Annotated in this window: 12 protein-coding genes and 1 pseudogene; 12 read left to right on the top strand and 1 reads right to left on the bottom strand. The window is 69.3% G+C overall.

All coding sequences use genetic code 11. The features are described from left to right. Positions 1-182: 182 nt before the first annotated feature. The 4 genes from tig to clpX all read left to right on the top strand — a co-directional run bounded on the left by tig (position 183) and on the right by clpX (position 4,803). Complete coding sequence (tig, locus tag GT042_RS27775) at positions 183-1,607, top strand: trigger factor (RefSeq protein ID WP_161311461.1); 1,425 nt, start codon at positions 183-185, stop codon at positions 1,605-1,607. 355 nt (positions 1,608-1,962) lie between these two features. Then, positions 1,963-2,568, top strand: coding sequence for an ATP-dependent Clp protease proteolytic subunit (locus GT042_RS27770; protein ID WP_167037468.1), 606 nt, complete (start codon positions 1,963-1,965; stop codon positions 2,566-2,568). Positions 2,569-2,633: 65 nt separating this feature from the next. Then, a complete protein-coding gene (locus GT042_RS27765) occupies positions 2,634-3,323 on the top strand; it encodes an ATP-dependent Clp protease proteolytic subunit (RefSeq protein ID WP_161311459.1) in 690 nt (229 codons plus the stop codon). Positions 3,324-3,510: 187 nt separating this feature from the next. Further along, the gene (clpX, locus tag GT042_RS27760) at positions 3,511-4,803 is read left to right on the top strand and encodes an ATP-dependent Clp protease ATP-binding subunit ClpX (protein WP_161311458.1); all 1,293 of its coding nucleotides are present in this window, start codon (positions 3,511-3,513) and stop codon (positions 4,801-4,803) included. Between the two features lie 94 nt (positions 4,804-4,897). Here clpX and GT042_RS27755 read toward each other — a convergent pair whose 3' ends face one another. After that, positions 4,898-5,908, bottom strand: coding sequence for a hypothetical protein (locus tag GT042_RS27755; protein WP_161311457.1), 1,011 nt, complete (start codon positions 5,906-5,908; stop codon positions 4,898-4,900). Positions 5,909-6,044: 136 nt separating this feature from the next. Here GT042_RS27755 and GT042_RS27750 point away from each other — a divergent pair, with 136 nt between their 5' ends. The 8 genes and pseudogenes from GT042_RS27750 to GT042_RS27715 form a co-directional block, all read left to right on the top strand. Then, positions 6,045-8,669 carry a valine--tRNA ligase gene (locus GT042_RS27750; protein ID WP_161311456.1) on the top strand — a complete coding sequence of 875 codons (2,625 nt, stop codon included), beginning with the start codon at positions 6,045-6,047 and terminating at the stop codon, positions 8,667-8,669. Between the two features lie 82 nt (positions 8,670-8,751). Continuing rightward, positions 8,752-10,266 (top strand): folylpolyglutamate synthase/dihydrofolate synthase family protein, encoded by a 1,515-nt coding sequence (locus GT042_RS27745; RefSeq protein WP_161311455.1) that lies wholly within the window; start codon positions 8,752-8,754, stop codon positions 10,264-10,266. 5 nt (positions 10,267-10,271) lie between these two features. Next, a complete protein-coding gene (locus GT042_RS27740) occupies positions 10,272-10,634 on the top strand; it encodes a DUF4233 domain-containing protein (RefSeq protein WP_161311454.1) in 363 nt (120 codons plus the stop codon). A gap of 65 nt (positions 10,635-10,699) precedes the next feature. Beyond that, positions 10,700-11,110 carry a nucleoside-diphosphate kinase gene (gene ndk, locus GT042_RS27735; protein WP_161311453.1) on the top strand — a complete coding sequence of 137 codons (411 nt, stop codon included), beginning with the start codon at positions 10,700-10,702 and terminating at the stop codon, positions 11,108-11,110. Between the two features lie 252 nt (positions 11,111-11,362). Continuing rightward, entirely contained in the window at positions 11,363-12,382 is a 1,020-nt protein-coding gene (locus tag GT042_RS27730; RefSeq protein WP_041996374.1) for a rod shape-determining protein, read from the top strand. A gap of 174 nt (positions 12,383-12,556) precedes the next feature. Further along, the gene (gene mreC / locus GT042_RS27725) at positions 12,557-13,510 is read left to right on the top strand and encodes a rod shape-determining protein MreC (protein WP_161311452.1); all 954 of its coding nucleotides are present in this window, start codon (positions 12,557-12,559) and stop codon (positions 13,508-13,510) included. 11 nt (positions 13,511-13,521) lie between these two features. Continuing rightward, a complete protein-coding gene (gene mreD, locus GT042_RS27720) occupies positions 13,522-14,196 on the top strand; it encodes a rod shape-determining protein MreD (RefSeq protein WP_161311451.1) in 675 nt (224 codons plus the stop codon). After that, a pseudogene (locus GT042_RS27715) lies at positions 14,193-14,861 on the top strand (penicillin-binding protein 2); the annotation flags it as partial. The gene mreD and the pseudogene GT042_RS27715, both read left to right, overlap by 4 nt.

Raw genomic sequence — 14,861 nt, 5'->3', positions numbered from 1 at the left:
GACCAGCACGACAAGATCGCGTTGTGGGGGCCTTCCCGCATGCGGTTACTATGCAAGCTGCGTGCCTGTGTGTCTGAAGAGTCTCTGAAGGATCTGACGAAGCCGGGCCGAATCCGCTGTGGCCGCCGCGAGTGCGGCGGAGGCAGCAGAACCCCAGAATCAGCCACCAAGGAGACCGAACCGTGAAGAGCGCCGTGGAGACCCTGAACCCGACTCGGGTTCGGCTCACAGTCGAGGTGCCCTTCGAGGAGCTCAAGGACAGCCTCGACGCGGCGTACAAGAAGATCAACCAGCAGGTCACGGTGAAGGGCTTCCGCAAGGGCAAGATCCCGGCCCGGGTCATCGACCAGCGGTTCGGCCGTGGTGCTGTGCTGGAGGAGGCCGTCAACGACGCCCTCCCGAAGTTCTACACCGAGGCCGTCAACGAAGGTGAACTGAACGTCCTCGGCCAGCCCGAGGTCGACATCACCGAGCTCAAGGACGGCGAGCTGCTGTCCTTCACCGCCGAGGTGGACATCCGCCCCGAGATCGAGATCCCGGACTACTCCGGCATCGAGGTCACCGTGGACGCGGTCGAGGTCACCGACGAGGACGTCGACAAGTCGGTCGAGCAGCTCCGCGACCGCTTCGCGACGACCAACGTGGTCGAGCGCGCCGCCGCCCAGGGCGACGTCGTGTCGATCGACCTGGAGGCCAAGGTCGACGGCGAGGTGCTGCCGGACGGCGTCGCCAGCGACGTGTCGTACACCATCGGTTCCGGCGAGCTGCTCGACGGCATCGACGAGGCCGTCATCGGCCTGGAGGCCGGCGGCGAGGCCACCTTCACCTCCGAGTTGAAGGGCGGCGCCGCCGAGGGCCAGCCCGCCGAGGTCACCGTCAAGGTCCTCACGGTCTCCGCCCGCGAGCTGCCCGAGCTGGACGACGACTTCGCCCAGACGGCGAGCGAGTTCGACACCCTCGACGAGCTCAAGGCGGACAGCCGCAAGCGCCTCGAGAGCATGAAGCAGTACGACCAGGCCACCCAGGCCCAGGAGCGGGTCCTCGAAGAGCTGCTCAAGCTCGCCGAGGTGCCGATCCCGGAGAAGCTGCTCGCGGACGAGATCAACACCCGCAAGCACAACCTGGAGCACCACCAGCTCGGTCAGATGGGCCTCGACCTCGCGAAGTACCTGGAGATCCAGGGCAAGACCGAGGAGGAGTTCGAGGAGGAGACCAAGGAGCAGGCGGTCAAGGGCATCAAGACCCAGTTCATCCTCGACGAGCTGGTGAACAAGGAGAAGCTGAACGTCAGCCAGGAGGAGCTCACCGAGCACCTCATGCGCCGCGCCCAGTCCTCCGGCATGTCCCCGGACCAGTTCGCCCAGGCGGTCGTCGAAGGCGGCCAGGTGCCGATGCTCGTCGGCGAGGTCGCCCGCGGCAAGGCGCTCGCCGTGGTGGTCGAGTCGGCGAAGGTGGTCGACACCAACGGTGAGACCGTCGAGCTGGACGACGACGAGGAAGACGAGACCGGCGAGACGGTCGAGGCGGCCGCCGCCCCGGCCGAGGACGCCGCCGCCCAGGGCGACGACGAGGGCAAGGCCGAGAAGGCCGACAAGACCGACGCCTGATCCGCCCCGCAGGCCGCACGTGAGGACGGGCCCCGGACGCGACACGCGCCCGGGGCCCGCCCCTTCCGCCGGGCGGACACCCACCGCCGCCCGCCCCTGAGCGCCCCTGAAGGCCCCCGGACGACCCCGGAGGCACCCGCGAGGGCCCGGGCGTCCCCCAGGCCCTCAGAGGGCCGTACGGAGCCCCAACTGCCTTGCGCTCCCAGCGAACAGTCACGGAAGCGGGATGGCCCTCGCCGACCAGCGCGTTAGGGTCCATGAATACGAGGGCAGGGGAGTCCCCCGACCCTCGGAACGAAGACGCTGAGACGGCCGCAGCCGTCAGAGACGAGCAGGTGGATACGTGACGAATCTGATGCCTTACGCCGCCGGTGAGCCGTCCCTCGGTGGTGGCCTCGGCGACCAGGTCTACAGCCGGCTGCTCGGAGAGCGGATCATCTTCCTCGGCCAGCAGGTCGACGACGACATCGCCAACAAGATCACGGCGCAGCTCCTCCTCCTCGCGGCCGAGCCCGAGAAGGACATCTACCTCTACATCAACAGCCCGGGTGGATCCGTGACGGCCGGCATGGCCGTCTACGACACCATGCAGTACATCCCCAACGACGTGGTGACCATCGGCATGGGCATGGCGGCCTCCATGGGCCAGTTCCTGCTGACCGGCGGCACGGCCGGCAAGCGCTTCGCGCTGCCCAACACGGACATCCTCATGCACCAGGGGTCCGCGGGCCTCGGGGGCACCGCCTCCGACATCAAGATCCAGGCCCAGCAGCTCCTCCGTACGAAGAAGCGCATGGCCGAGATCACGGCCCGCCACACCGGCCAGACCGAAGAGACGATCATCCGCGACGGTGACCGCGACCGCTGGTTCACCGCCGAGGAAGCCGTGGCCTACGGCATCATCGACGAGATCATCTCCGTTGCCTCGGGTGTTCCGGGCGGCGGCGGCACCGGGGCCTGAGCACCACAGCCCCGGATCGGCCGACCGAACAGCCCCCGCAGCCCCGCCCAGCGAATGCCATCAGGATGGTGAACACCCACATGAACAACAATCCCGCGAGCTACACCGCGTCCGGCCTGTACACCGGCCCGCAGGTGGACAACCGCTACGTCATCCCGCGCTTCGTGGAGCGCACCTCGCAGGGCGTGCGTGAGTACGACCCGTACGCGAAGCTCTTCGAGGAGCGCGTGATCTTCCTCGGCGTGCAGATCGACGACGCGTCCGCCAACGACGTCATGGCGCAGCTCCTGTGCCTGGAGTCGATGGACCCGGACCGCGACATCTCGATCTACATCAACAGCCCCGGCGGCTCGATGACGGCCCTCACGGCCATCTACGACACGATGCAGTTCGTGAAGCCCGACATCCAGACCGTGTGCATGGGACAGGCCGCCTCCGCCGCCGCCGTGCTGCTCGCCGCCGGCACCCCCGGCAAGCGACTGGCCCTCCCGAACGCGCGCGTGCTGATCCACCAGCCGTCCAGCCAGACCGGCCGCGAGCAGCTCTCCGACCTGGAGATCGCGGCCAACGAAATCCTCCGGATGCGCGCGCAGCTGGAGGACATGCTGGCCAAGCACTCGACGACGCCGATCGAGAAGGTCCGCGACGACATCGAGCGCGACAAGATCCTCACCGCCGACGACGCACTCGCGTACGGCCTGGTCGACCAGATCGTGTCGACCCGCAAGACGACGGCCGCCGCTGCGGCCGCCTGAGGCTCCCGGCGCCCTCGGCGCGGGTCGCACGGGTCACGACCGGACACCGCTCACGGTACGGCGGAGTCCCACGACCTTGTGAACCGCGCCAAGGGGGGCCCGAACGGGGGCCCGGGCAAGGTACCGTCGGATATGAGGCACAGGAGCCGCTGAACCAAGCTGCTCCCAGGCGAAGGGGAAGCACCTCGTGGCACGCATCGGTGATGGCGGCGACCTGCTCAAGTGCTCGTTCTGCGGGAAGAGCCAGAAGCAGGTGAAGAAGCTCATCGCAGGTCCCGGTGTCTACATCTGCGACGAGTGCATCGACCTCTGCAACGAGATCATCGAGGAGGAGCTGGCGGAGACCTCCGAGGTGCGGTGGGAGGAACTGCCCAAGCCTCGCGAGATCTACGAGTTCCTGGAGGGGTACGTCGTCGGGCAGGAGCCCGCGAAGAAGGCCCTCTCGGTGGCGGTCTACAACCACTACAAGCGCGTCCAGGCCGGGGAGAACGGCGGCGGGGCGGGCCGTGACGACGCGATCGAGCTCGCGAAGTCCAACATCCTGCTGCTGGGCCCCACGGGCTCCGGCAAGACGCTGCTCGCCCAGACGCTGGCGCGCATGCTGAACGTCCCGTTCGCCATCGCCGACGCGACGGCGCTGACGGAGGCCGGCTACGTCGGCGAGGACGTCGAGAACATCCTGCTCAAGCTGATCCAGGCGGCGGACTACGACGTCAAGAAGGCCGAGACCGGGATCATCTACATCGACGAGATCGACAAGGTCGCCCGCAAGAGCGAGAACCCGTCGATCACGCGTGACGTCTCGGGCGAGGGCGTCCAGCAGGCCCTGTTGAAGATCCTGGAGGGCACGACGGCCTCGGTCCCGCCGCAGGGCGGCCGTAAGCACCCTCACCAGGAATTCATCCAGATCGACACCACGAACGTCCTGTTCATCGTGGGCGGCGCGTTCTCGGGCCTGGAGCGGATCATCGAGTCGCGGGCCGGCGCGAAGGGCATCGGCTTCGGTGCCACGATCCGCTCGAAGCGCGAGATCGAGGCGAGCGACCAGTTCCAGGAGGTCATGCCGGAGGACCTGGTGAAGTTCGGGATGATCCCCGAATTCATCGGCCGCCTCCCGGTCCTGACGTCGGTGCACAACCTGGACCGCGAGGCGCTCCTCCAGATCCTGGTCGAGCCGCGCAACGCGCTGGTGAAGCAGTACCAGCGCCTCTTCGAACTCGACGGCGTCGAGCTGGACTTCGACCGCCCGTCGCTGGAGGCGATCGCCGACCAGGCGATCCTGCGCGGCACGGGCGCGCGCGGGTTGCGCGCCATCATGGAAGAGGTCCTCCAGTCGGTGATGTACGACGTGCCGTCCCGCAAGGACGTGGCGCGGGTGGTCATCACGGAGGACGTGGTCCTCTCGCACGTGAACCCGACGCTGGTCCCGCGCGAGCCGCGCATCGTCAAGAACGACGGCCGCCACGAGAAGTCCGCGTAACGACCGAGGCCCAGACGCGGCCACCCGGTACACGACAGGGGCGCCCGGCCGGTTCACACCGGCTCGGGCGCCCCTGTCATGTGGCGGACGTCCGTCAGAGCTTGACGCGCACGTCGTTGCGCAGCTTGGCGGCGATGGCGGCGGCGTCCTGGAGCGGCGCGCTCTTGCCGCTCACGGCGTTCGCCACCTCGACGTAGGTGACGGAGGCGACCGTGCTGTGGTCGCCCCAGATGCACATCGGGAAGGAGATCTCCGCGGGCCCGCCGGCGGCGGCGCCCGAGTCGTCGGTCTTCACCTTGATCTCCTGGCACTTCATGACCGCGTTGTCGAGCCCGGCCGGCGTGAACGCCTCGGGGCTGCCGACGAGTGTGCCGATGGAGCTGGTGTCCGCGTCCTTCTCGGACTGCGTCTTCAGGTACGCGAACATCGCGTCGACGGTCTTCTCCGGGTCGGCGATCTGACCGTAGGCGCCGCTGAAGGTCAGCACCTTGCCGGCCAGCGGGTTCGCCTCGTCCCCCGACTTGTAACTGGCGCTGGCGTCCTTGGCGTTCTTGACACCCCACTTCTCGGCGTCCTTGAGGTCGCTCTCGCTCATGCCGGTGTCGGCGCTCTGGGCCTTGTCCTTCTTGTACGTACCGCCGATCACGGTCTCCGGGGCGCTGAGCTTGTGCGCGCCGTCGTCGGCGACGGAGCCGCCGCCCTCGCCGCCGTCCCGCGTCACGAAGTACGCGCCACCGGCTATCACCGCGAGAGCCACCACGACTACCCCGATGATCAGCCCGGTCCGCTTCTTGGGCGCGGGGCCCGGAGGGGGCGGGAAGGGGCCGCCGCCGTACGGAGGCTGCTGCGGCTGCTGCTGCCCGTACGGCCCCGGCTGCTGTCCGGGCTGCCCGTACGGTCCGGGCTGCTGCTGGCCCGGCTGCTGGGGGTAGCCGTACCCCGGCTGGGGCTGGCCCTGCGGAGGGACCCCGGGCTGCTGCGGGTAACCGTAGCCGGGCTGCGGCGGACCCTGCGGCGGCTGCTGGCCGTAGGGACCCGGCTGACCGTACGGCCCTGGCTGCTGAGGCTGCTGCCCACCGTACGGGCCCGGCTGGTTGTAGCTCATGTGATCTGTCCCCTCCAGATGCTTTATGCGATGCGAACATCCTGACGGAAGGGTCACCCCTGGGGATCGCCGGGGGCGGCACCGTTACGGAACATCTCGTTTCAGGACAGGGCCGTGACACCTCTAAACTGGGCCCGTGACCGAGAACGCTCAGCACCCGCAGCCAGCCAGCACCCCCGAACTGCCGACCCAGTACGCGCCGGCCGAGGTGGAGGGGAAACTGTACGAGCGCTGGGTAGATCGCGGTTACTTCGAGGCGGACGCGAAGAGCGACAAGCCTCCGTACACGATCGTCATCCCGCCGCCGAACGTCACGGGCAGCCTGCACCTCGGGCACGCCTTCGAGCACACGATCATCGACGCCCTGACCCGCCGTAAGCGGATGCAGGGGTACGAGACGCTGTGGCAGCCCGGCATGGACCACGCCGGTATCGCCACGCAGAACGTCGTCGAACGCGAGCTCGCGAAAGAGGGCAAGTCCCGGCAGGACCTGGGCCGTGAGGCGTTCGTCGAGCGGGTCTGGCAGTGGAAGGAAGAGTCCGGCGGCCAGATCTCCGGGCAGATGCGGCGGCTCGGTGACGGTGTCGCCTGGTCCCGTGAGCGGTTCACGATGGACGAGGGGCTGTCCGAGGCCGTCCAGACCATCTTCAAGCGGCTGTTCGACGACGGGCTGATCTACCGCGCCGAGCGGATCATCAACTGGTGTCCGCGCTGCCTCACCGCGATCTCCGACATCGAGGTCGAGTACCAGGACGACGACGGCGAGCTGGTCTCCATCACGTACGGCGAGGGCGAGGAGACCCTGGTGGTCGCGACCACCCGCGCCGAGACGATGCTCGGTGACACGGCCGTCGCGGTCCACCCGGACGACGAGCGGTACGCGCACCTCGTCGGCGAGCGGATCAGGCTGCCGCTGACCGACCGTACGATCCCGGTCGTCGCCGACACCCACGTCGACCCCGAGTTCGGCACCGGCGCGGTCAAGGTCACCCCGGCCCACGACCCGAACGACTTCGAGATCGGCCGGCGGCACGACCTGCCGAACATCACGGTCATGGACGAGCGGGCCGTCATCACCGTCCCCGGGCCCTTCCAGGGACTCGACCGGTTCGAGGCGCGTTCCGCCATCGTCGCGGCCCTGCGCGCGGACGGCCGGATCGTCGCGGAGAAACGTCCGTACGTCCACTCCGTCGGCCACTGCTCGCGCTGCAAGACGACCGTCGAGCCCCGGCTCTCCCTCCAGTGGTGGGTCAAGGTCGCCACCCTCGCCAAGGCGGCCGGTGACGCGGTCCGCGACGGACGTGTCACGATCCACCCGAAGGAGATGGAGTCCCGCTACTTCGCCTGGGTCGACGACCTCAGGGACTGGAACATCTCCCGGCAGTTGTGGTGGGGCCACCGGATCCCGGTCTGGCACGGCCCGGACGGTGAGACGGTCTGTGTCGGCCCGGACGAGGAGCCGCCGACGGGTGAGGGCTGGAGCCAGGACACCGACGTCCTGGACACCTGGTTCTCGTCCGCCCTCTGGCCGTTCTCGACACTCGGCTGGCCCGAACAGACCCCGAGCCTGGAGAAGTTCTACCCGAACTCGGTCCTGGTCACGGGCTACGACATCCTCTTCTTCTGGGTCGCCCGGATGATGCTGTTCGGCCTGTACGCGATGGACGGCACCCCGCCGTTCCACACCATCGCCCTGCACGGCATGGTCCGTGACCAGTTCGGCAAGAAGATGTCCAAGTCCTTCGGCAACGCGGTCAATCCGCTGGACTGGATGGACAAGTACGGCTCCGACGCGGTCCGTTTCACGCTCGCGCGCGGTGCGAACCCCGGCGTCGACGTGCCGATCGGCGAGGACTGGGTCCAGGGCTCCCGCAACTTCGCCAACAAGATCTGGAACGCCACCCGCTTCGCGATGATGAACGGCGCGACGGTCGACGGCCCGCTGCCCGCGCCCGAACAGATGTCGGCCACCGACCGCTGGATCCTGTCGCGGCTCGGCGAGACGGTCGCCCAGGTCGACGCGTACTACGACGACTACCAGTTCGCGAAGCTCTCGGACACCCTGTTCCACTTCGCGTGGGACGAGGTCTTCGACTGGTACGTCGAGCTGTCCAAGACCACCTTCTTCGACGGCGGCGAGCAGGCCAAGGTCTCCGGCCGGGTCCTCGGTGAGGTCCTGGACGTGACCCTGCGCCTCCTCCACCCCGTCGTCCCCTTCGTCACCGAGACGCTGTGGACGACCCTTACCAGCAAGGAGTCGGTCGTCATCGCCGACTGGCCGGCCGACAGCGGGTTCCGTGACCAGGACGCCGAGCGGGAGATCGAGCACCTCCAGCAGGTGATCACCGAGGTCCGCCGCTTCCGCGCCGACCAGGGCCTCCAGCCCGGCCAGAAGGTCCCGGCCCGCCTCGACCTGTCCGGTACGTCCCTGGCCGCGCACGAGGCGGCCATCCGCCAGGTCCTCCGGCTCCAGCCGGAGGGCGACGGGTTCCACGCCACCGCCACCCTGCCGGTCGCGGGCACGACGGTGGCTCTCGACCTGTCCGGGACGATCGACGTCGAGGCCGAGCACAAGCGGCTGACGAAGGACCTGGGCGCGGCCGAGAAGGAGAAGGCGCAGGCGACGGCGAAGCTCGGCAACGAGGCGTTCCTGGCGAAGGCGCCGGACAACGTCGTGGACAAGATCCGTACGCGCCTGGCCAAGGCCGAGACGGACATCGAGCGGATCACCGCGCAGATCGCGGGCCTGCCGCAGGGCTGAGCGCAACCCTGTTCCCGTCCGCCGGAGGGCCGAAAACGGCCCGTCCGGCGGACGGGGACGGCGCGCTCCGTAGACTGGCCGTGTGAGTGAGCACCGTCCTTCCGACCAGCCCGGCGAGTACGACGAATTCGACGAGATCGTCGGCGCCGAGACAGACCGAGACCCCGACCTCGCGGTGATCGAGGCGGGCAGCCGCACCCTGCGCGCCCAGGCCGGGCCGCGCCGGGGTGACGAGGTGCCCTCCCGCCCCGAGGACCCCGAGGTGGACCAGGCGCTGCGCGCCGTCGAGCAGGAGCTCGCCGGGCGGTGGGGGGAGACGAAGCTCGACCCCTCGCTGGCCCGGATCGAGGCCCTGATGGACGTGCTGGGCGACCCCCAGCGCGCGTACCCGACGATCCACATCACCGGCACCAACGGCAAGACGTCCACGGCCCGCATGATCGAGGCGCTGCTCGGCGCCTTCGAGCTGCGGACCGGCCGGTACACGAGCCCGCACGTCCAGTCCGTCACCGAGCGGATCAGCCTGGACGGCGAGCCGATCCCGGCCGAGCGTTTCGTGGAGACGTACGACGACATCAAGGCGTTCGTCGAGATGGTCGACGCGGCGCAGGAGCACCGGCTGTCGTTCTTCGAGGTGCTGACGGGCATGGCGTACGCCGCGTTCGCGGACGCGCCGGTGGACGTGGCGGTCATCGAGGTCGGCATGGGCGGCAGCTGGGACGCGACGAACGTCATCGACGCGTCGGTGGCCGTCGTCACCCCCGTCGACCTGGACCACACGGACCGGCTCGGGTCGACGCCCGGCGAGATCGCCGTGGAGAAGTCCGGGATCATCAAGGCGGGCGCGACGGTCGTCCTGGCGCAGCAGCCGGTCGACGCGGCGCAGGTGATGCTCAAGAAGGCCGCCGAGGTCGACGCGACCGTGGCCCGCGAGGGCCTGGAGTTCGGGATCGTCGCCCGGGAGGTCGCCGTCGGCGGGCAGCTGCTGACGCTGCGCGGCCTCGGAGGCGAGTACGAGCAGGTGTTCCTCCCGCTGTACGGGGCCCACCAGGCGCACAACGCGGCGGTGGCGCTGACGGCCGTGGAGGCGTTCTTCGGGGTCGGCGCGGAGCACGCGCGTCCGCTGGACATGGACACGGTCCGCAAGGCGTTCGCGTCGGTCTCCTCGCCGGGTCGCCTGGAGGTGATGCGGAGCTCGCCCACGGTGGTGCTGGACGCGGCGCACAACCCGGCGGGCGCGCGGGCGGCGGCCGACGGCATCACCGAGTCGTTCGGGTTCAGCCGGCTCATCGGGGTGGTCGGGTCGAGCGAGGGCAAGGACGTGCGCGGGGTGCTCGAAGCGCTGGAGCCGATCTGTACGGAGCTGGTGGTGACCCAGAACTCCAGCCATCGCGCGATGGACGTGGACGAGCTGGCCGCCGTCGCCGTCGAGGTGTTCGGCGACGAGCGGGTGGTGGTCGAGGCGCGGCTGGACGACGCGCTGGAGGCGGCGATCACGCTCGCCGAGGACGACGGGGAGTTCGCCGGGGCCGGTGTTCTGGTGACGGGTTCCGTCATCACGGTGGGCGAGGCCCGGCTGCTTCTGGGAAGGCGCTGAATTCGATGCGTACGCTGTGTGCGTCCACTCTGATCGCTGAATTCTTCGTCATCGGATTTGCCGGACTGGTCGCGATGAAGTCGGGCGATCTGTCGACGGGAACGGTCTGGACGGTCTGCGGGGTCGCGATGCTCCTGTCCGTTCTGCTCTGCGGACTGATCACCCGCCCCGGCGGGGTGGCGCTCGGCTGGGCGTTCCACGTCGCGCTCATCGCCGGCGGAGTGGTCGTACCGGCGATGTTCGTCCTTGGCCCGGTATTCACCGCGCTGTGGTGGGCGTCGGTCCACTACGGCCGGATCATCGACGAGACGAAGGCCCGGTGGGCCGCCCAGGCGGCCGAGTCCCCGGTAGAGGCTGACGCTGCGTAAGGGGGGTCGCCGGGCGCCCTGTAGCCTCTGAGCACCCGCATCCCGCACCCGAAGGAGCCCGTACCGTGAGCCGTACGCTCGTCCTGCTCAAGCCCGATGCCGTCCGCCGCGGACTGGTCGGCGAGATCATCGGCCGTATCGAGCGCAAGGCGGGCTGGACCATCGCCGCGCTGGAGCTGCGCACGCTCGATCACGAGACGCTGGAGCAGCACTACGGCGAGCACAAGGGCCGGCCCTTCTACGAGCCGCTGGTCGCGTTCATGGCCTCGGGTCCGGTCGTCGCACTGGTGGTCGAGGGCGAGCGGGTCATCGAAGGCGTACGCGCCCTCGCCGGGCCGACTGACCCGATCGCCGCAGCGCCGGGGTCCATCCGGGGGGACTTCGGCACGATTGTCCGGGAGAATCTCATCCACGCTTCGGACTCCGAAGAGTCCGCCATTCGGGAACTGAAGCTTTTCTTCCCCGGACTTTCCTGACCGCGTGTCAGCCAAACGGCCGTGAAGCCCTGGGGCGACCGAAGGAATTCGGTCGCCCTGCGGCATATGAGAGCCGATTCCGGGAACGCAATGGTGCGAAACATCGTCACCTTTACTGAGGTGGGCCACCGCGCCGTCTGCGTGCGGGCGGCACTACGATGACCCTCCAAGCCACAGCACCCACCTCGCCCTCCTGAAAAGCCGTCACACGCTTGGATCGGGAAGGCCAGACGCATCCTCATGGGGAACAACATGTCGTTCATCGGCCGTGACATGGCTGTCGACCTCGGGACCGCCAACACGCTGGTGTACGTCAGAGGCCGGGGGATCGTCCTCAACGAGCCGTCCGTCGTCGCCATCAACACCAACACGGGCGGCATTCTCGCGGTCGGCGCCGAAGCGAAGAAGATGATCGGCCGGACGCCGGGCAACATCGTTGCCGTCCGGCCGCTGAAGGACGGTGTCATCGCCGACTTCGAGATCACCGAGCGCATGCTGCGGTACTTCATCCTGAAGATCCACAAGCGCCGCTATCTGGCCCGCCCGCGCGTCGTCGTCTGTGTGCCCTCGGGCATCACGGGCGTCGAGCGCCGTGCGGTCATCGAGGCATCCACCCAGGCGGGCGCACGCCAGGTCCACATCATCGAAGAGCCCATGGCCGCGGCCATCGGCTCCGGACTCCCTGTCCATGAGGCCACGGGCAACATGGTCGTCGACATCGGCGGTGGCACCACGGAGGTCGCCGTCATCTCGCTCGGCGGGATCGTCACGGCGCAGTCCATCCGGGTCGCCGGGGACGAGCTGGACAACGCGATCATCCAGCACATCAAGAAGGAGTACTCCCTCCTCCTCGGTGAGCGGACCGCCGAGAGCATCAAGATCACCATCGGTTCCGCGTACGACCTCGACAAGGACGAGCACACCGAGATCCGCGGCCGCGACCTCGTCTCCGGGCTTCCGAAGACCGTGGTCATCTCCGCGGCCGAGGTGCGCAAGGCCATCGAGGAACCGGTCAACGCGATCGTCGACGCCGTGAAGACGACGCTCGACAAGTGCCCGCCCGAGCTGTCGGGCGACGTGATGGACCGCGGGATCGTGCTCACCGGTGGCGGCGCCCTCCTGCGCGGCCTCGACGAGCGACTGCGCCGGGAGACCGGCATGCCCATCCACATCGCCGAGAACCCGCTGGACTCCGTCGCGCTCGGATCCGGCAAGTGCGTCGAGGAGTTCGAGGCGCTCCAGCAGGTCCTGGACGCCCAGCCGCGCCGCTGAACAGACCGCGCCGGACACGCGCGTGCCCCCGGTCCCCTCGCGGGTCCGGGGGTTCCCGTGGCGGGAGCCCGCTTCTCCCCGTACGGCGGCTCGTTGACCAAGCGGAACACCGACCCAGCTGATCGTCGACACACAGGCACAACCATTCCTACGAGGAAGGCACGGCCGCCGCACGTGAGGGACACAAAGGAGAGCCGGCTGCTCCTGGTGCTGCTGATCGCCATCGCGTTCGCACTGATCACGGTGGACATCCGCGGGGGTGAGGAATCCCCGGTCGACGGCGCGCGGCAGGCAGCCGCCTCCGTCTTCGGTCCCGTCGAGAACGGTGTCGCCTCCGCGGTCGACCCGGTCGGCAACGCCATCGGAGCCGTACGGGACTCCGGCGAGCGCCACGACCGCATCGCGGCGCTCCAGCAGGAGAACACCGCGCTCAAGCAGAAGCTCGGCAGCGACGACCGCAACCGCAGCCGGGTCCGCGAGCTGGACAACATGCTCAAGAAGGCGGGCACCGGGCAGTACGGCATCAAGGGCGCCGAGGTCATCGCCATAGGAGCGGCCCAGGGCTTCTCCTGGACCGTGACCATCGACGCCGGTGCCAACGACGGCATCCGGCGGGACATGACCGTACTCAACGGGGACGGACTGGTCGGCCGCGTCACCACCGTGGGACCCGGCACCGCGACCGTCCTGCTCGCCAACGACCCGGACTTCACCGTCGGCACCCGGATGGAGAAGTCCGACGAACTGGGCTTCGCCACCGGGCAGGGCGACCGCCCGCTCGCCGTCCAGCTGCTCAACGGCAAGGCCAAGGTCAGGACGGGCGACCGGCTGGTGACCTTCGGTTCCGCCAAGGACAAGCCCTTCGTGCCCGGCGTCCCGGTCGGCACGGTCGTACGTGTGGACCCGGCCGGCGGCGACCTCACCCGGACCGTGTACGTACGGCCGTTCGTCGGCTTCACCAAGCTCGACATCGTCGGCGTCGTCGTCCAGGCGCCCCGGGAGGACCCGCGGGACACCGTCCTGCCGGCCAAGCCGAAGCCCACGCCCACCCCCACCGTCACCGTCACGGTCACCCCGTCGCCGACCGCAGGCGCCGACGCGGGGCAGATTGTCGACGAGCAGAGGTAGAGCTGATCCCCATGCGCTTCAACCGGATGCTGCTCTCGGCCACGCTGGTCGTGGTAGCCCTGGTCATCCAGGTGACCGTCCTCGCCCGCCTCCAGCTTCCCGGCGCCGTCCCCGACCTGATGCTCCTCGTCGTGCTCGCCCTGGCGTTCGTGTACGGGCATGTCGGCGGCGCCCTCATCGGGTTCTTCGCGGGGCTGCTCGCGGACCTGGCCCCGCCCGCCGACCACGCCGCGGGACGCTACGCGCTGGTGCTCTGCGTCATCGGCTACCTGGCGGGCCTGGCCCGCCCCGAGAACGGCCAGCTCAGGTCCGCCCTCGGCCCGATGGCCGTGGTCGTCGGCGCGGCCGTCGGCTCGACCCTGCTGTACGCGGGCGTCGGCGCCCTCGTCGGGGACAACGCGGCCCGCCATGTGGGCCTCGGCAGCCTGCTGTTCACCGCGGCCGTCTACGACCTGCTGCTCGCGCCGTTCACCGTCCCGCTCATCATGTGGCTGGCCAGACGCGCCGACAACAATCCGCTCTCCGAGGCACAGAGCGCCGGAGGCGGCGGCGGTGACGTCGCGGCCGGCTGGCTCACCACCGGTACGGGCCTCAAGATCGGGAGCCAGCGCGGCGGGCTGCGGGTGAAGGCCGCGCGCGGCCGGGCCGCCCGAGCGGGCCGTATCAAGGGGGTGAAACGGCTGTGAGCAACATCCCGGAGACGGGCCGGACGCCCCGGGTCAAGACCCGGCTGATCGTCATCCAGGTCCTGGTGTTCTCGCTGCTGCTCACGCTCGGCGGCCGGCTCTGGTACCTCCAGGTGCGCAACGGCCAGGAGTACACGGACGAGGCGAAGAACAACCACGTCCAGCAGGTGGTCGAGCCGGCCGTGCGCGGGTCGATCCTGGACACGCGCGGGGTGCCGCTCGCGGACAACGAGACCCGGCTGGTCGTCTCGGCCAGCCGTACCGAACTGATGAAGATGCGGGACGACGGCAAGGCGGTCCTCGCCCGGCTCGCGGACGTCCTCGGGGTCAAGCCCAAGGACGTGACCGACAAGGTCAGGCTGTGCGACGCGAAGACGCCGCAGCCGTGTTGGAACGGGTCGCCCTACCAGCCGATCCCGGTGACCGACGAGGCCACCACCCAGCAGGCCCTCCAGATCCGTGAACGCACGGAGGACTTCCCCGGCATCACCGCGGAGCCCACGGCCGTCCGCCGCTACGCCGCGCCCGGTCTCGCCAACACCTCGCAGGTGCTCGGCTATCTCTCGCCCGTCACCGACGAGGAGATCACCAAGGCGCAGGACACCCTCTCGCCGTACCTGCGCTCGGACCAGGTGGGCCGCTCGGGCCTGGAGCGTACGTACGAC

Source organism: Streptomyces sp. SID3212 (assembly GCF_009865405.1).
Classification (GTDB): Bacteria; Actinomycetota; Actinomycetes; order Streptomycetales; family Streptomycetaceae; genus Streptomyces.
The sequence above is the reverse complement of the archived record's forward strand: the minus strand, read 5'-3'. Positions and strand labels throughout refer to the sequence as shown.

Excerpts from the sequence above, each read along its gene's own strand:
- GT042_RS27765 (WP_161311459.1), top strand. The coding sequence starts at position 2,634 with ATGGTGAACACCCACATGAACAACAATCCCGCGAGCTACACCGCGTCC.
- GT042_RS27755 (WP_161311457.1), bottom strand. The coding sequence starts at position 5,908 with ATGAGCTACAACCAGCCGGGCCCGTACGGTGGGCAGCAGCCTCAGCAG.
- GT042_RS27730 (WP_041996374.1), top strand. The coding sequence starts at position 11,363 with ATGTCGTTCATCGGCCGTGACATGGCTGTCGACCTCGGGACCGCCAAC.
- mreD (WP_161311451.1), top strand. The coding sequence starts at position 13,522 with ATGCGCTTCAACCGGATGCTGCTCTCGGCCACGCTGGTCGTGGTAGCC.
- GT042_RS27770 (WP_167037468.1), top strand. The coding sequence starts at position 1,963 with ATGCCTTACGCCGCCGGTGAGCCGTCCCTCGGTGGTGGCCTCGGCGAC.
- GT042_RS27740 (WP_161311454.1), top strand. The coding sequence starts at position 10,272 with ATGCGTACGCTGTGTGCGTCCACTCTGATCGCTGAATTCTTCGTCATC.